General features: G+C 38.0%; 12 protein-coding genes, 1 tRNA gene and 1 pseudogene. 1 reads left to right on the forward strand and 13 read right to left on the reverse strand.

Annotation, left to right across the window (positions count from 1 at the left end; genetic code table 11):
- Positions 1–325: 325 nt before the first annotated feature.
- The 6 genes and pseudogenes from APB85_RS03185 to APB85_RS03210 form a co-directional block, all read right to left on the reverse strand.
- Positions 326–398, reverse strand: a tRNA-Met gene (locus APB85_RS03185).
- Positions 399–516: 118 nt separating this feature from the next.
- Entirely contained in the window at positions 517–699 is a 183-nt protein-coding gene (locus APB85_RS03190; RefSeq protein ID WP_083482230.1) for a CPXCG motif-containing cysteine-rich protein, read from the reverse strand.
- Between the two features lie 3 nt (positions 700–702).
- Positions 703–2,040, reverse strand: a complete 1,338-nt coding sequence (locus APB85_RS03195; protein ID WP_057482980.1) for a TolC family protein — start codon at positions 2,038–2,040, stop codon at positions 703–705.
- A pseudogene (locus APB85_RS03200) lies at positions 2,024–5,229 on the reverse strand (efflux RND transporter permease subunit). The gene APB85_RS03195 and the pseudogene APB85_RS03200 overlap by 17 nt, the downstream one beginning before the upstream one ends.
- Positions 5,226–6,368, reverse strand: coding sequence for an efflux RND transporter periplasmic adaptor subunit (locus APB85_RS03205; protein WP_057482979.1), 1,143 nt, complete (start codon positions 6,366–6,368; stop codon positions 5,226–5,228). The pseudogene APB85_RS03200 and the gene APB85_RS03205 overlap by 4 nt, the downstream one beginning before the upstream one ends.
- 58 nt (positions 6,369–6,426) lie before the next feature.
- Complete coding sequence (locus tag APB85_RS03210) at positions 6,427–8,346, reverse strand: ABC-F family ATP-binding cassette domain-containing protein (RefSeq protein ID WP_057482978.1); 1,920 nt, start codon at positions 8,344–8,346, stop codon at positions 6,427–6,429.
- 107 nt (positions 8,347–8,453) lie between these two features.
- Between APB85_RS03210 and APB85_RS03215 the strand changes: the two genes are divergently transcribed.
- The gene (locus APB85_RS03215; RefSeq protein ID WP_057482977.1) at positions 8,454–8,840 is read left to right on the forward strand and encodes a DUF983 domain-containing protein; all 387 of its coding nucleotides are present in this window, start codon (positions 8,454–8,456) and stop codon (positions 8,838–8,840) included.
- A gap of 74 nt (positions 8,841–8,914) precedes the next feature.
- Here APB85_RS03215 and APB85_RS03220 read toward each other — a convergent pair whose 3' ends face one another.
- From APB85_RS03220 to topA, 7 genes are all read right to left on the reverse strand, one after another.
- Complete coding sequence (locus APB85_RS03220) at positions 8,915–9,985, reverse strand: NAD(P)/FAD-dependent oxidoreductase (protein WP_057482976.1); 1,071 nt, start codon at positions 9,983–9,985, stop codon at positions 8,915–8,917.
- Between the two features lie 150 nt (positions 9,986–10,135).
- The gene (gene porN / locus APB85_RS03225; protein ID WP_057482975.1) at positions 10,136–11,029 is read right to left on the reverse strand and encodes a type IX secretion system ring subunit PorN/GldN; all 894 of its coding nucleotides are present in this window, start codon (positions 11,027–11,029) and stop codon (positions 10,136–10,138) included.
- 13 nt (positions 11,030–11,042) lie between these two features.
- Positions 11,043–12,587 carry a type IX secretion system motor protein PorM/GldM gene (gene porM, locus APB85_RS03230; RefSeq protein WP_057482974.1) on the reverse strand — a complete coding sequence of 515 codons (1,545 nt, stop codon included), beginning with the start codon at positions 12,585–12,587 and terminating at the stop codon, positions 11,043–11,045.
- Positions 12,588–12,640: 53 nt separating this feature from the next.
- Positions 12,641–13,300 (reverse strand): type IX secretion system motor protein PorL/GldL, encoded by a 660-nt coding sequence (porL, locus tag APB85_RS03235; protein WP_057482973.1) that lies wholly within the window; start codon positions 13,298–13,300, stop codon positions 12,641–12,643.
- Between the two features lie 47 nt (positions 13,301–13,347).
- Positions 13,348–14,712 (reverse strand): T9SS ring complex lipoprotein PorK/GldK, encoded by a 1,365-nt coding sequence (porK, locus tag APB85_RS03240; RefSeq protein WP_057482972.1) that lies wholly within the window; start codon positions 14,710–14,712, stop codon positions 13,348–13,350.
- 115 nt (positions 14,713–14,827) lie between these two features.
- Positions 14,828–15,988, reverse strand: coding sequence for a formimidoylglutamase (locus APB85_RS03245; RefSeq protein ID WP_057482971.1), 1,161 nt, complete (start codon positions 15,986–15,988; stop codon positions 14,828–14,830).
- Between the two features lie 3 nt (positions 15,989–15,991).
- Positions 15,992–18,544, reverse strand: a complete 2,553-nt coding sequence (gene topA, locus APB85_RS03250) for a type I DNA topoisomerase (protein WP_057482970.1) — start codon at positions 18,542–18,544, stop codon at positions 15,992–15,994.
- Between the last annotated feature and the right edge of the window lie 103 nt (positions 18,545–18,647).

Raw genomic sequence — 18,647 nt, forward strand, 5'->3', positions numbered from 1 at the left:
AATGCACAGATTGTGCAAAAAGAATAGGAACAGATTTCAAAAGGTTTATCACATAATTTGATAATAATTTCAATTAAAAAATTACCAAGATCTTATACTGAAGAATTAGAACATTGTTTTTTAATAAGCTATTTAATGAAATAGAGAATTATACAAATCCTTCAAATTACTAAGTTACACTTCGAATGAGATAGGAAATATCCCCAAATAATGTTAATTAACATTATTTTCTATTCAAATTTGGCTTTCCAAAAATGTTGTACCTATGTTGTACCCAGTCCATAAAAAAAGGCCTTACATTTCTGTAAAGCCTTGTCATTGCTAGTAGCGGGAACTGGACTCGAACCAGTGACCTTCGGGTTATGAGCCCGACGAGCTACCTACTGCTCTATCCCGCGATATCGACTGCAAATATAAGACACTTTTTAAGTTTCAACAAGGGTTTTTCAATAAAAATTTAAAGAAAAAATAAGAAGGTTAATGGGAAGCTGAATATCAGTAAATTAAAACTGAAAATTATTGTTCTATACTATTCGCCTCGAAAGATTGAAGCTCATTATCACTGAAAAAAACCGTAAATTCAATAGGATTACAGCAATTCTCACAGTCCTCAATATAAGTTTGCCGGTTTACAGAAGGATCCAGTAAGACAGAAATCTCTTCCCAGCAATATGGGCATTGAAAAAAATGTTCAAACATAAGCTATAATTCAATATTCAACAATTGGCCGGTGAGTTGTAACAACTCTAATTCGGCGATCTTGGCATCATATTTTGCAAGATTTAAACTAGTCCTGGCGTCTAATAAGTTAACCTGCGCCTGTCTAAATTCAATAGAAGTAATTCTTCCAAGATTAAACTGTTCCTGGGAACGTTCAAAATTATCCTGATTGGTAGCTACGTTCTCTTCCTGGACTTTATAGATATACAACCTGTTTTCATAATTCCCAAGCGCATTGGCAATGTCTCTTCTAATTCCAAGGGCCACCTGCTTTTTTCGTAATTCCTGGTTTTCGTAGTTTATTTTTGCATTCTGAACCTGTACGCTGGTAGTTCCGCCATCAAAAAGGTTCCAGTTTAAACTAACTCCGCCTGAAATCCCATCGGTAGTTTGTCTACTTCCCGGAAAGAATGCTGTTGCAGCACTTCTATTATAATTCCAGCCATAAGAACCGCTAAGATCTATAGTGGGTAAATACCCCGATTTACTTATTTTAATATCATAAGCTGTAATTGCCATGTTTCTATCAAGCTGAAGTAAAGATACATTATTCGTTTCAGCCTCCATAATAAAGGCTTCTAACTGTAATTTTGGAATAAAATTCACCGTAGTATCTACCGTAAAATCTTTAGCGGTAATTTGGCGATCCAGCAAAACGTTTAAATCCCTTTTGGTATTGTTAAGTTGCTGTCTTGTTTGCAGCAGGTTAACACTATCATTATTCACATCTACCCTGGCATTAAGAACTACCAGATTATTAGTCTGACCGTAATCGAATTGATATTGCGCCCTGGTTACACGATCTTTTGAAGTTTCTAAAACATCTTCTAATACTTCTACATTTTCGGTAAGTCGTGCTATTTCATAATACACCGTCATTAACTGCAGCATCGTATTTTCTATGGTTTCCCTGGCCTGTAATTTAGAAAGATCGTATTGTTCCTTTAAGCTTTTATAATTATAAAACCTTCCCAAGCCATCAAATAGCGTATAGTTTAAATTCACCGAAGCATTATAAGAGTTACTCTCTATGCCTTGTTGATCCAAAGCCTCCCCGTTTTCGGGTTCGGTTAACCTATCGTTTAGATCGTAGTTTGCTCCTGCTCTTCCTGTGACCGATGGTAAATAGCCGGAATTAAGAATTCCCTGGTTATTTTCGGCGATTTCAACTTCATTTTCGGCTATTTCAATTCCGTAATTACGTTCTAAAGCAAGCGCTATGGCTTCTTCCTTGGTTATTACTTCTTCCTCTTCCTGGGCAAAAACATTACCCATAAAAAAAATAGCGATCACAAGTATTAACTTACCCGATCTCTCCATGTGCTTTTTCTTCTTTTTGTTCCTTTATAGCTCTTTCTACCTCTTCATTTGACACCCTGTTTCCGCTGGCAAGCCATTTACTACCTACTTTAATATTATTACTAATAGATAGCAGTAAGGGCAATAGAAGTAGGGTTAAAACAGTAGCAATGGCGATTCCGTAAGAAATAGAGATTGCCATGGGTTTTAAAAATTGTGCCTGCCTGCTTTTTTCTAAAAGCAAAGGAGCCATTCCTGCTATAGTGGTAAGGGAAGTAAGAAAAATAGCTCTAAATCTCGCACGGCCGGCTTCATAAAGTGCATTTTCAAACTTCATCCCATCTCGTAAATTTCCGTTGAATTTACTAATGAGTACCAAACCATCATTTACCATAATTCCCACCAGGGCAATAATTCCCAATGCTGAAAGCACATTAACCGGAAAGTCGTGAATCCAGTGACCCCAGGCGACTCCTATAATACTGAAAGGAATCATAATCATTAACAATAACGGCTGACTATAACTTCTAAAAGTAAAGGCGATTACCGCATAAATTAGAAATAAAACAACCGGTAAAACTCCTTCTGCGGAATTGGTTAATTTATTCGCCTCCCGGTTTTGTCCTTCATAAGAAACCGACAAACTGGGATATTTTGATAATAGTTCTGGCATAACGTTGCTCCTGATGTCTGCAAGAATTTCGGTGGAACTTCCGTTAGGATCTTCCATATCTGCACTCACCCTAATTTCCCGAAGTCCGTTTAGGTGACTTATAGATTCGGTACCTCTAACAATTTCATAATTAGCAATTTCATCGAATGGTACCCGATCGCCAGCTGGTGTGGTTAATCGCATATCATCTAAATCGTTAATAGAAGACCGGTTTTCGAGATCGTAACGCACCCAAACCCTAATTTCATCCTGGCCACGCTGAAAACGCTGTACCGGAGTTCCAAAAAATCCATTTCTTACCTGGCGCATTACTTCGCTAAGATCTAGACCCAGGGCATAAGCACTCTCTTTTAGTTGGATATTGATCTCTTTTATACCCTGCGGATCATTATCTGTTACATCCTTTAAAAGCGGATTATTTTCAAAATTTTCTTTTAATTCCTCTTTCGCGGCCTCCAGTTCCTGGAGGTTATTCCCCAACAAAGACACCGAAACTGGTGCACCGCCAAAATTACCTCCAGAGCCAAAGGTGAGATTCTCTACCCCATAAACAGGACCTACTTCATCTCTAATAGCATTGGTAATTTCAGGCGAACCAAAATCTCTTTCTTCCCCCGGAAGTAAATTTACCTGCAATGAGGCCTTGTTGTTTCCGGGACCAACTCGTTTAATAATATTCTCAACAACATCTTTATCTCCACTCTGTCGCTTACTAAAATCTTCATTTACCCGCCAGGTCGCATCTTCTACCATGGAAATAATAGAATCTGTTCGCTCTGGGTTCACTCCTTCGGCCATTAAAAGATCTATACTTACACGATCACTGGCAATACTCGGGAATAAGGTTACCCTTATCCAGTTTCCGCCTATCGCACCAACAGTCAGAATTAAAACTGCCATCAAAATACCTAAAGAGAGCATTTGCTGTCTTAATACAAATCTTAATATTGGGCTGTAAAATTTATCTCTTAAAAAGCTCATAGCCTTATCCCCGGCACGGTTTACCACTCGCATTTTAATGAAGAGCTTTGCTAAACCTTTTTTCTTTTTATCTTCTTCCGGATTTCTTGCCTGCAACGCCTTAGAATGCGCAATATGGGCCGGCAGAATTATAAGTGCCTCTACCAAAGAAACCACTAATGTTAAGATGACCACCGTAGATACTTCCCCAAAGAATTCTCCTATTCTACTATCTAAAAACAAAAAGGTAGAAAATGCTAAAACCGTGGTTAGAATTGCAGAAATAATTGGTGGAATTACTTCCATAGTGCCATCTAAAGCAGCCTGAACCGGAGATTTCCCCATTTCATAATGCTGATAGATATTTTCCCCTATTACAATTCCATCATCTACCAGGATACCAATTACAATGATCATCCCGAATAAAGAAAGTACATTTATAGTTACCCCAAACTGTCCGGCAAATATGAACATCCCCAAAAATGCAATTGGTAGTCCAAAAGCCACCCAGAATGCCAGTCTTGTATTAAGGAATATCGATAGGAACAGTAAAACAAGAACGATTCCCATTGCTCCATTTTCAAGTAGCAATTGAGTTCGCTGACTTAAAGTAATCGAGGAATCTGAAACAACGTTTAGCTGAATATTACTACTTTCTGCATTGTAATCTTCTATATACTCCTTTACCTTCTTTGCCGCCGATAAAAGATCTTCATTATTAGTATTGCTTATGGCAACATTTACCGCAATATTTCCGTTGAAATAAGAGGAATTGGAGGTTTCCCCAAATTGATCCCGACTTCGGCAATATCGTTTAAACGCGTAGTTTGACCTGTGGCCGAAGACCTTATCACAAGGTCGTTTAAAGCATCTGCGTAGTAACTTCTGCTATTTGCCCGTATCAGGTAATCTTCGGCTTCTGTTTTAATAGTTCCACCTGTACTTAAAATATTTGCCGCCCCAACAGTTCTGGCTACTTCTTCAAAAGTTAGATTATAGGCTAAAAGATCGTCCTGGCTAACGGCTATTTCTATTTCTTCCTCGGGGAACCCAGAAATCTCAATTTGCGAAATACCATCCAGCTGTCTTAGATCATTTTCAATTTGCTCGCTAATACGTTTAAGAGTAACTAATGGAACACCATCTCCGCTAATAGCAAAACTTATAGACGGTCGCACTCTTTCTTGTTTTGAAACTACAAGCGGTTCCATCCCACCGGGAAAAGTAGGCACACGATCTACTGCGTTTTTCACCTCGGTGAGCATTACATCTATATTCTCGTCCTGCTCAATTTCTACAGTAATAGAACCACCGCTTTCCCGGGCTGTTGAGGTTACCCGGTCTATCCCTACCAGACCTTTTAGGTTATCTTCTATTTTAAGAATAATCCCTTCCTCAATCTCCTCTGGAGCCGAACCAGGATAGTTTACATTTATATTTATAATACGGGAGTCTTCGAGAGGAAAGAAAGAAGAATTTAAACTGAAAACCCCTACGATACCAAAAATTACAAACGCGAGGATCACTACATTTACGGCAACCTCATATTTTATAAAATAACTGATTAATTTTCTCAAAGTTCCTCGGCTTTAGCAGTGTCTTTTTTGTTTTGAATCTGCACTTTCATTCCAGGGTAAGCACCGGGAACAGGAGCAGAAACCATCTTCTCACCTTCTTCCAGGCCTTTTATCACCACTTTATTGCTCGAAAAATAAACAGGATCAATCTCTTCTAAAACCAGGGTGCTATCTTTTACAATATACACTTTAGAACGATCTATTAGAAGTTCTCTGGGAATTTCTATCGCATTCTCTTCATCCCGGGCATCTAATTTTGCTTCCAGGTACATTCCTTCCCTAATCTCTGGATTTTCAATCCTAATAAAAACCTGAATGGTTTGTGAAGCACGATCTACCCTGGCGTTTATTCGGCTTACCTTACCTGTGTAAGTTTGATTGCCATCAAGATCTTGCAAAGCAACATCTTCCCCAATTTTTAATAGATCTGAAAACTTTTTTGCCACGGCAACTTCGAGTTCATATACCGAAGGGTCTATAAATTCTCCAAGTTTCTGGCCCGGCCTAACTAGGGTACCTAAATTCACAGCAGCTTCGGTCAAAACTCCATCAAAGGGTGCTACGATATTAAACTTTCGAAGGCGTTCTTCCAGGTTTTTGATTTCGTAATAAGCCGATTGGATTCCGCGGCCGGTAATAAAATATTTTTCTTTATCTGAATCCGGTTCCGGTAATGGTTTTACGGTACTATTTACATCGAAATCATTCAGGTAGTCCTGCCATTTCTGAAATGAATCTGGATAATCTAATCGAAGATCTGGCATAATGGAAGTGATATTATTGAATAATTCACTTTTAGCCGAACGCACACTGGCTGCGTATTCTTCTGAATTTATACTTAAAAGTACCTGCCCCCGTTTATAACGTTGCCCCGGTCTAAAATCTTTACTGCTTCGCTGAAAAATCCCCTGTACTTCAGAAAAAAGCTCCAGTTTTTTGAGTGCCGTTACATTCCCATTAGCGGGCACAACAATAGGCACATTGCGATTTTCTACCGTTTCTACAAATACATTTTTTACAACTTTGCTCTTTTCCGGTACTTCTTTTACATTACTATCAATAATGGCCTTTGCACCAAAAGCAGCCAAAACAATGAGTAATACTCCAATAAAAGAAAGAATGATTTTGCGTTTATCCATGCTTGTAGGACACCTTTATGGCGATTTGGTTTAATCTGAAATTAAAATTTTATAATATCTATTCTAAACCATCTAAACGCTCCTGGATATCTTCCCATTCCTGCATCAGGGAATTCAGTTCTTTCTTTTTGGTTTTATACTTATCTAAATACCCTGGTTTCGCCACAACTTCATCATAACTCGTAGCTAATTCCATATCACGTGCTTCCAGATCTTTCTCCAGCTTGGTGATTTTAGATTCAGTATTACTAAGTTTATTTTTTAAAGATTTCACCTTCTTTTGGTCTTTGTAGGCTTTTTTATTGGTAGAGCCGGCAGCGTCTTTTTGTACTTTAGCCGCTTTTTCCTTTTTCTCTATACTACGCATATCTTCCAGCTTGCGCTGCTCTAAGAAGTAATTAATATCTCCCAGATATTCCTTGATCTTCGTATCCTTAAATTCGTAAACCTTATTGGTTAGATTTTGCAAGAAATCTCTATCGTGAGAAACAATAATTAAAGTACCTTCAAACCTATTTAATGCTTCCTTTAAGACGTTCTTAGATTTAATGTCAAGGTGATTGGTAGGCTCATCCATAATAAGCACGTTAAAGGGCTGTAACATTAGTTTACAGAGCGCTAACCGGTTTCTTTCACCACCCGATAGGACTTTTACCTTTTTATCTACTTCATCTCCTCTAAAAAGGAAAGAACCCAACATATCCCGAACCTTGCTCCGGTTCTTTTCGTTGGCAGCATCGATCATAATCTCGTGCACGGTTTTTTCACCATCCAGGTAATCTGCCTGGTTTTGCGCAAAATAACCCAGCTGCACATTATGGCCCAGCTTTAAATTCCCTTCATGAGAAATTTCATCAATTATAATCTTCGCTAGCGTGGTTTTACCCTGTCCGTTTTGACCTACAAAAGCAATTTTACTACCCCGTTCTATTAAAAGATCAATTCCTTTTAAAACCTGGTTATCCCCATAGGCCTTGCCAATATTTTCGGCTTCAATTACTACTTTTCCGGGTTGAATGGAAAGCGGAAAACTCACATTCATCACCGCGTTATCGTCTTCATCTACCTCTATGCGATTTATCTTATCCAGTTTTTTGATAAGCGATTGCGCCATAGAAGCTTTTGAAGCTTTTGCACGGAACTTTTCAATAAGCTTTTCAGTAGTTTCAATTTCCTTTTGCTGATTCTTCTGCGCGGCGAGTTGTTGTTCTCTTAATTCCTCTCTAAGCACCAGGTACTTTGAATAAGGTTTATTGAAATCATAAATCTGCCCAAGTGAAATTTCTATGGTTCTATTGGTCACATTATCCAGGAACATTTTATCGTGAGAAACAATTACCACGCAGCCCGAATAATTATTAAGGAAGTTCTCCAGCCAGATAATACTTTCAATATCCAGGTGGTTGGTAGGCTCATCCAGCAAAAGAATATCATTATCTTGAAGTAAAAGTTTTGCGAGTTCTATTCTCATTCTCCAACCTCCCGAGAAAGTTTCGGTAAGTTTATCAAATTGCTCTCGCTGAAAACCAAGTCCTATTAATACTTTTTCGGTATCGCCTTCATAATTATAACCTCCAATTATCTCGTAGGTATGTGTAATCTCACTTAAATCCTGAATAAGCTGAGTATACGATTCACTTTCGTAATCGGTTCTTGTAGCTAATTGATGGTTAATATCATCTATTTGCTTTTCAAGTTTTTTTATTTCCTCAAAGGCCTGTTGCGCTTCTTCTAAAACAGTTCGGCCCTGTTCAAAATCAATATCCTGCTTTAAAAAACCAATATTCAGTTCTTTATCTCTGGCGATTTGGCCTTCGTCATACTCTTGTTCTCTGGCAAGTATTTTAAGCATTGTAGATTTACCGGCACCATTCTTTCCAATTAAACCCACACGATCTCCCGCTCCAAGTCTAAAGGTTATTTCTTCAAAAAGATATTCTCCGCCAAAAGAAACAGAGAGGTTATGAATATTAAGCATTTGTATATTTTATTTTTGCAAATATGCCTAAATTTACAATGTGAAAAAAATATGTTCACGCTCAATCTACAGACTTACAAAAACTTATAACTTCCTGAAAACCAATTATGAATTTTTTAAAAGGAACTAAACTTTATAGTATTCTTACTGGAACCTGCCCGGTGTGCCACGAAGAAAGTATGTATAAGGAAAGCAATCCCTATATATTGAACCGCGTTTTTGATATGCACGAGCACTGTTCTAACTGCGGCACTAAGTATAAAATAGAACCTTCGTTCTTTTTTGGAGCTATGTATGTAAGTTATGCCGTTGGAATTGCTTTTGCCGTTGCCGCCTTTGTAATCGCCTATTTTTTTCTTGGCGGTGGCTTAATGACCTCATTTTGGGTTATTATAGGAACCCTTGTTGTATTTATGCCACTAATTATAAGATTATCGCGTAATATTTGGATCAATTTCTTTCTACACTATAAACCAAGTGCCGGTAAGAATTAAGCAGAAAAGTGCTTTTTACTCGATAATCGAGATTTAATGCTTCAAGGCTCGTCTCGAAATTAAAAATATTATTCCTATGAGTGCTTTGGGTGCTTGCTTCGAGTTAGTTTACTGAATCTTTGCAAATCTATTTCAGACGCAAGCTGAACATCGTTTTCTGCTAACTCAATGAGTTGTTCTGAAACCGAAGGTGAAATAAGTACGCCTCTACTTCCAAAACCATTACAGCAGTAAAGATTTTTATATTCCGGATGCCTTCCCAGCATTGGTTTTCTATCCTTACTGGCAGGCCTAATTCCGGCTGACTGATCTACTATTTCAAACTTGCAATTTATCAATTTTGCTAATTTGTTTTCAAGTTCTTCCCTGGCCTCTTCGCTGGGCTGAGGATCTTTATCCTGGTTATTATAAGTTGCCCCCACTTTATATAAATTATTCCCTAGCGGAATAATAAAAACCGATGATTTTACGGCTTCTTCAAGCTGCAATTCTTCCGAATAAATGGTGAGGTACTCCCCTTTATTTCCGCGCAGCGGAAGATAATTAAAGAAAGGATTATGTTGCATTCCAAAACCTTCGCAAAAGATAATTTTCCTTGCTGAAATACCTTTATAGCTTACCCAATCCTCACTATTTTGAAGTTCATTGTAATCAAATCTTTCAAATTTGATTTTATCCTCATTTTTTAAATAATTCCGGTATTCACTTATTAAAACATCGGTATCAATAACGCCGGTTTGACGCACTCTTCCAAATGAGAATTCCGAGGGAATACAGGCATTAATTTCTTTAACCAGATCGGTATCTAAATATTCTGAAAGTAATGGTTTGTCTGCCGCTTCAAACCAGTTATTTTGTTCTTCAGCAGAAAAGAATTTTCTATAGATATCTATTGGATAAACGATCTTGGTCTGTAATTTTGCTTCCAATTCCTTATAAAAAGGAATCGCAACCTTCATATGCTCATTCGCATTCCAGGCTAACGTAAACCGTTTAAGAATTACAGGATTGAACAATCCTCCTGCAACAAGAGAAGACTTTTGAGAACTGTCTTCAAAAACTACAAATTGCCTGTTCCTTCTCTCAAGGTTACGGCTTATTGCAATCCCACTTAAACCTAATCCAACTACTATATAATCTAACATAGCCCAAAAATATAAAATTATAGACAAATAAACTTTTGCAATGAATCTTCGGGAATAGTTTAGATTTCCACCTAAAACCTGTCCACCCCTTTAAAAGAAAAAAGCGTCCTAAATAGGACGCTTTTCTAAATCTTTTCAAACCTTCAGGAATTAGTAATTCCACATATCAAGTTCAAAATTTCGTATTTGTTCTTTGATGCGTTGGGCTTCAAGAAGCTCCATAAAAGCATTATCTACAATATATTCATCTACTTCACGATCTCCATAAACGTTGTCTTCTTTATAGATCATCGCATCAAACCTTCTTGAATTCAGTAAATGATCAAAAGTGACAGTCTGCGCAGAGCTGCTTCCGGTAAAGGCTTTGTTTTCGTGTAAAACTTCCCTTGCATCAGGGAACCAGATCCAAAAAAGCTCAACTAGATCTGTTTGACCAGAATCGATAAAGTTAACATCTGGAGCAACGGGTGCTATTCCCAAAAGACGATATTTCATCTCTGCCTGGCGTTTATCAAAATACCACATTCCACGAATATGATATTCAGCGATATCAGCAGCACCAAGATCTCTACGATCAATAAATTGAGCATCTACTTCCTCTCCGGCATTATACTGCTCGATACCAAGATCTGTAGTATCTACTTTAGATATGGTAGCCTGAATATCTTTTAAAGTACGTTTTTCAGTAAAATAAGAATCGGCATAGATATTTTTGATCTTTCCACTTTTAATAGCAGAAACTAAAACATCATAAAGTGCACGGCGATTATTCCCAATATTATTGGTATCTATTGGATAATACAATGGGAAATTTACTCTTTCATCAAGATCAATTTTTTCCCATACGTTTTTAGACCATAACACATCGCGATCTTCAATGTATCCATATTCAAGTGGCTTATCATTAATGTCACTTTGAATCTGGGCTTCGGTTTTTTTACCAATCTCCTCGGGGCTATTGGCATTTAAAATATTTGCCTGCCCATAAGATGCTACCGTAAAAACCAACACCGAAGCATTCAATAAAAATCCTCTCCAACTCATCTTCTAAATTTTATTAGTTTGTCAACTCGACAATAACAGGAGAGACCTTTTTAAGCTTGTAACTTGAGTTACCAGCGATCCCAGCCTGAATATCGAAAATCTGTACAGTTTCACCTCTACCGGCTCTTCTTAGAGCTGCTTTGGCACTGCTATCTAATTTATTACCATTAACCCTTATAGTAGGTTGCCCCATTACTTTAAAACTAAATCCAGACACATTAAGATCAAGATTAAAGTCAAAGTCTGGAAGGTTTGCACTAATAGTAGAGATTTCTAAACTATTACGTTGCATTTTAACCGTACCGTCTTCTCCTCTTACGGTTCCTACCGGGGTTGGAATATCTTTTATTCTAAAGGTTTTACTATCTGAAACAGTTTCTCCACCTGGAAGTTTACCGCTTACATTAATAGCAACCTCTCTAGCCTGCAAGCTTGTAACGTTCATTACATATTGCCCAGCTCCACCTGCAGGTGAAAGACCGGGAGCCTGCGCGCTAATACTACCAACTCCAGGAATAGAAATTGTCATTGGGTTTTGAACCCCACGATAAAGCACATTCATTTTATCAGCTGAAATAACTGCTGAATTCGGTTTTGGAATAACTGCGTAAGAACTATTAATCGGAATTCTTACAATAGAATCTCCTTCTTTAAACTGAAGCTCACCATTGATCTCCTTTTCTCCTACATTTCCAGCAGGGAAATCTAACATTACCTGGCCAGCCTGAGTACTTTCTACATTATTACCGTTAATAGTAACGTTTTCGAATTTTAAAGTAGGATCTACACGACCTAAAACAACTTTACCTTTAAAGTTCTCTCCACTAAAGAAAGCCGTCTTTTCTGGTACTACGATCGCCTGGTAGTTCGTTAAAGAAACATCACTTTGCAGCTGCCCTTCAAGCATTGCAGACAAAATATCGTTTTCGGTTGTTCTAATATCAGATTGTATCTGCGTTAATTTTGTAAGCGAAGCAATTAACGGAAACCCCTGATAGTTGTACATCAACCATGGTTTAGTTACATTTTCGTTATTAGTTACTTCTTCCGTAGAAAAATCGTTAGCTACTTTACTTCTAATTTGTGGAAATCTATCTCCTAAAACAGCAAGTACTTCATTTCTATAATTATCTATTGCAGCCACAAATTCTTCTCCTCTTGGAGTTACTCTACCACTTGCAAAAAACAAGTTATCAAGTTTATCGGCGCGATCCATAGACTCATAATTGGTCTTTTCCTCACCTTCAAAATCGGCTAATAATTCGTCTTTAAGATTACCTACAGTAGTATACAAATTATCAGAAAGCGTACTAATTTGTTCCGCTTTAGCTTTTAATTCTTCGTATTTTGCAGGTTGTTCTTCGGCTTTAGCGGCTAAACCGGCCATTGCCATATCGTTACGTTGAGATGTGGTCGCATTAGATTCCTCAAGGTCTTCATTCATTTGACCAAAGGCTGTTAATACTTCCTTAGACATATTTAGTGCCATCATCGCGATGAATACCAAATACATCAGGTTAATCATCTTCTGTCTTGGTGTTTGTTTTCCAGACGCCATGTGCTAATTAGTTTTGTTCTTTAATAATTTAGGTTTTCAGGGTAATGCAGTAACTAATTAGTCGCCATGCTAGGCTTACCATTCATAGCAGTAAGCATACCACCATAAACTCCATTTAAAGAGGAAAGGTTAGCAGCAAGTGATCCCATTTCCTGGTTTAACTTCCCGGCATTCTTTGCAACTTCCTGGTTGATTTCTGCCTGGCGAGAAACCGATTCTACCTGAGCCTTATAAATATTATTTAAAGTCTCCATTTGAGTCGCAGCGGTAGTAAGTTCTTCGCTGTATTTCTTTTGAGAAGCCATTGCATCTACGGTTGGAGCAATTCCTTTTGCTGCTCCTTCAAAATTACGAATGCTATCTCCAAGACTATGCATTAAATTTGCATCTATCTTAGCTTCCTTAAGCATTTCATCTAATTTCTTAGAAAGTTGGCCCTGAGTTTCTTTGTTTTCTTCAATTACTGTTGCGCTACGCCGAGTTCCCTGTCCACCGGCCAATTCAGGATAAACTAAAGACCAGTCAAGATCGTCATCTGTTGGTTCAAAAGCAGAGTATGCGAATACAAAAGCTTCTACTACAAGACCTGCAATAAGCATAGGGTTTGCAAATGGCCAGTGCATAATTTTAAAAAGTGCACCTAATATTACAACTGATGCACCTAAACCGTACACCATGTTAGTTATTCTCTTAGTTGAATTTGATTTTGCCATAATAATAAAATAGATTTAGATTTTCTACTGGTTAAATAGGTTGTTAATTATCTGTTAGGTTGATTTAGGGTAACATCTGTTCCGAGGTAATCCTGAACTGTTCTAAAGCCAATGTAGCTTCTAGCTGAATCTGCATATTCGTAATCTCTTGAGCTCACCTGAAGGAAATAAGCAACATCCTTCCAGGAACCTCCACGAACTACTTTTCGCATATCGTCAGGATTATTTACGGTTGGGTTCATTGAAGACATATATTCGTAAGATGCTGGATCGTAAGAAGAATTCACCCACTCCCCAACATTTCCGGCCATATTGTATAAGCCATAATCGTTAGGATCGTAAGATTTTGCTTCTACCGTGTATAAAGCCTGATCTGCCGCATAATCACCTCTTAAAGGTTTAAAGTTAGCCATAAAGCATCCACGATCATTTTTAGCATAAGGACCACCCCAAGGGTATGTAGCTCCTTCTAAACCACCACGGGCAGCATATTCCCATTCCCCCTCGGTTGGCAAACGGTAAGAAGGCACATTGTGATCTCCTTTTTCTCTTCGGTAGTAATTATGATATAAGGTTCTCCATTGCGCAAAAGCTCTTGCCTGCCTCCAGGTAACACCTACTACCGGATAATCATCAAAAGCACTATGCCAAAAATAATCGTTGTGCATAGGCTCGTTATAGGAATAATTAAAATCCCTAATCCAAACAGTTGTATCTGGATAAACCGGAATTTCTTCTCTCTTTATAAAATTACTTCTATTGCCCTGCTCTTTAGCAGCACCCTGAACATCCATCCAGGTATAAGTGAATTTTAATTTTTCAACATCAATGGTACGTTGCCCGTTATACACCTCTTCCATCGGGATATACATCATATCCATTACTTCGGCGTAATATACATCTGGATAATCTTCGGTATCCCAAATAATATCGATGTCTTTGTTTAGGCGACGATTTTCGTAAGTATCTGAAGCTCCACCCTGGCCATAAGTATTCAGCATGTATTCTTCATACGGTGTCATATCGGCTTCATCGGTGTCTAAAAATGCGTACTCACCAATTCCGTCAGAACCCTCTGTTTCACCCATATTTTCGGCCATAATAGCCAATTCAGTTCTAACAATAGAATCTTTCACATAATTAACAAACTGGCGATATTCGGCATTGGTAATTTCGGTTTCGTCCATATAAAAAGAACGCACGGTCACCGTTTTTGGGGGCGCATTACGTTGGCCTGCGATATCATCGTCAGACTTACCCATAATAAAAGCACCTCCGGGAATTAATGTCATCCCTAAAGGTTTCTCCGGATTCCACTTCTCCCCTTTCGCACCAACCAGCTGTCCACGATCTCCACGCCCACAGCTTGAAAGCAAGGCTAGAACAGCTATTAGCGAAATAAATTTCTTCATAGTATTTCTTAGGTTAAGACATCTCAATTTACGGCAGTAAACCTATCTAATTATTTTTTAAAAAACAATAATTTGGGTAAAAATACAGTAAATCAAATTAATGCATGAATTTATTTTAAACTTCGTTTTTTCTTTTTGCTTTGTACCATCTTTCAGGAATTACCTGATTGCAGGCCTCTAAATAATCTTCTTCGCTGCAAGGTAATAACGTACTTCTTTTCAATTTAGTATCTACGTGCGCAAGAAACGGAATTTCTATCCACCACCTACCACTTACGGGACTTTTGTAGAACACTAAAATCTCATCGTCTATGGGCACCTGATACTTTATAAACTCTTTTTTTGCCGAAATAATATTTTCATTAGTACGGTAATTTATACCTTCTGCAAAATACCACATCATTTGTGCCATTAACATAGCTCCTAAATTCCCGAATTTAAGGTTATCATATTCGTAAATCCCGAAAGAGCTCACTTTGTCACTAATCCCGGCGTAGCGAGCAAGAGCGCAAATTTCTTTACCGTCAAATCCGTTAGGCGAAGCAATATCTCTTGAGCCGGAAGAGGGCGCACTAACCGCAGATAAATCTATAGCTACCATATTTGCATCACGCATTACCGGCTCTACCAATTTGAAATTATTACTCACCTCACCTAAACGATATGCATCGAAAAAGAGACGTTCCATCAGCTCTATTTCGTCTTGCGAGTTAAAATAAGTTTGATAACCAATATTCGAATAATTAAACAAATTATAGGGTTGATTCACCACTATTTTACTAATGTAAGACCTGTTACTAATTGGGCTTTCAGCATCTCCCAAATCAAAACGGCTATCTATATTTACAAGATTTACCATTTGGTCTAAAGTGTCGTAAGCACGGTATTGTGCGTAAACCAAATCCTGACTTCCGCCCAAAAGCACGGGAATCACATCTTTTTTCACTAATTGCGCCACCAGGGTTTGCACCGCAAAATAAGTATCTTCTACGGTTTCTCCTTTTTCAATATCCCCGAGATCGGCAATATTAACGTGCCAGTTTCCGGGAAATAAACTATAAAAAGCCTTTCTCACATCAACAAAATCAAGAAAGTCTATTTCTTCACCAAGTCGGTTTTCTTTAATACCAACAATGGCCATTTGTACACCTTCCAGGTCTGGCAAACCTTGAGCAATAGTATGTTTCTTAACTGAATTTCCAAGGGAATGTTCACCAAAACCGGCAATTTCTCTTAGCAAATCTTCAGAAAGGGGACTCAGAAAATCTAAATCCATATATTATTTCTTCTTTTTGGTAGTGGTTTTCTTTTTCGCAGTCGCCTTCTTAGCTGCAGTTTTCTTTTTAGCCGGAGCTTTCTTTTTGGTGGTTTTTTTCTTCTTTTTAGACTTTTCCTCTAAAATCTCCTGCACCGCCTGTAAAGTTAAATTCTCGGCATCTGTGGTTTTTGGCAATTCAATTTTAGTCTTGCCTTTTATGATATTAAATCTACCCCAACGTGCTTTTTCAACTCTAATTCCTTCTTCTTCCCAATTGTGGATTAATTTCTCACGCTCTTTACGCTTTTTATCCTCAATTAGGGTTTCAATATCTTCAATAGAAAGATTATCAAAATCGTATTTCTTATTTACGTTGATGAAAATACCATTCCATTTTAGGAAAGGACCAAAACGACCTACACCCTTCTGTACCGGCATATCTTCGTAATGATGAATTGGCGCATCTGCCTTTTCCTTTTCCTTTATCAACTCCATTGCACGTTCAAAATCTACGTTTAATGGATCTTCTCCTTTTTCAAGAGAAACATATTTTTTACCAAATTTCACATAAGGACCAAAACGGCCATTATTCACCTCAACTTTTTCATCCTTATACTCTCCTAATTCCTTCGGAAGCTGGAAAAGATCCATCGCTTCTTCATAAGTAACCGAATCTAAAGTTTGGTCTGGACCAAGGCTGGCGAATTTTGGTTTCTCATCGTCCTCTACAGAACCAATTTGAACCATAGGTCCAAATTTCCCTAAACGAACACTTACAGGTTTACCAGTTTCCGGATCTTCACCTAAAATTCTTTCCCCAACTTCCCGGTCGGCATTTTTGGCAACATCTACAACCTGCGGATGAAAGTCTTCGTAGAATTCTTTCATCATATGCGTCCACTCTTCATTTCCTTCCGCGATATCATCAAAACTTTGTTCAACCCTAGCGGTAAAATTATAATCAAGAATGTTTGAAAAATGATTTACAAGAAAATCGTTCACCACCATACCTACGGCAGTTGGCACTAATTTCCCTTTATCACTTCCAACGGTTTCAGTTAATTTATTCTCTTTAATATCAGAGCCCTTCAATACAAATTGCAAATATTCACGCTCTGTACCATCTACCGACCCTTTTTCGATATAATTCCTGTTCTGAATAGTAGAAATTGTAGGCGCATAGGTAGATGGACGACCAATTCCCAATTCTTCCAGTTTCTTCACTAAAGAAGCTTCTGTATATCTATAAGGCGGCCTGGTAAATCGTTCGGTTGCGGTAATATATTTGTTGCTAAGCGGCTGATTTTCCTTTAAAGCCGGTAACATACCGTTTTGCTCTTCTGCATCTTCATCGTCGTCTGTACCTTCTAAATAAACTTTTAAGAAACCATCAAACTTCAAAACCTCCCCATTTGCAGTAAACTGCTTATCGTGTTTAGAAGCTTCAATTTTCACATTGGTACGCTCTAATTGCGCTTCACTCATTTGCGAAGCGATAGCCCGCTTCCAGATCAACTCATATAAGCGTTGTTCGTCACGATCTGCTCTTACCGAATGATTGGCAAAATTAGTTGGCCTAATCGCCTCGTGAGCTTCTTGTGCACCTTTAGTCTTTCCTTTGAACTGCCTTGATTTAGCGTATTTATCTCCGTAAGCTTTTAAAATTTCTTCTTTAGCACCTTTTCTTGCATCTTCTGAAAGGTTAACAGAATCTGTTCTCATATAAGTAATATGACCGGCTTCGTATAAACGCTGCGCCATCGTCATGGTCTTACTTACTGAAAAATACAACTTCCTCGCAGCTTCCTGTTGTAAAGTTGAAGTGGTAAACGGTGGTGCCGGCGATTTTTTTGCAGGCTTGGTAGTAAGTTCTGCTACTTTAAAATCTGCCCCCAGGTTTTGTTGAAGAAATGCTTCAGCCTCTTTTCGTGAATCGAAGTTCTTTGGAATTTTAGCTTTAAAAGATTTACCATCTTCTGTAGCAAATTCAGCGTCTATTCTAAAGGAAGCTTCCGCAGTAAAATTTTGAATTTCTCGTTCTCTTTCTACAATAAGTCTCACTGAAACAGATTGTACTCTTCCGGCAGAAAGACCTCCTTTTACTTTTCGCCATAAAACCGGTGAAAGCTCGTATCCCACCAACCTGTCTAAAACCCTACGCGCTTGTTGGGCATTTACCAGGTTATAATTAATTCCTCTTGGATTATCAATTGCTTTAAGAATAGCCGATTTAGTGATCTCGTGAAAAACAATTCTTTTTGTTTTTTCATCTTTAAGATTTAGCTCCTCTGCAAGGTGCCAGGCAATAGCTTCTCCCTCCCGGTCTTCATCACTTGCCAACCAAACCATTTCTGCATCTTTGGCGAAACCTTTTAGTTTTCTAACTACATCTTTTTTGTCTTTAGAAACTATATATTTTGGTTTAAAATCGCCATCGGTATCTACACCTAATTCTTTTGTAGGCAAATCGGCTATATGTCCAAAACTGGACGCTACCTTATAATCTTTTCCTAAAAATTTCTCGATGGTTTTTGCCTTGGCAGGGGACTCTACAATCACTAAATTCTTTGCCATAACTCTATTTTTCTAGCTGCAAAAGTATATCAATTTTTTTTTAACAGCCTACAAGATTTTACAAAACAACTACAAATACCTTGTAAAACAGCCGCATTCAAGC

It is taken from the genome of Salegentibacter mishustinae (genome assembly GCF_002900095.1).
Classification (GTDB): domain Bacteria; phylum Bacteroidota; class Bacteroidia; order Flavobacteriales; family Flavobacteriaceae; genus Salegentibacter; species Salegentibacter mishustinae.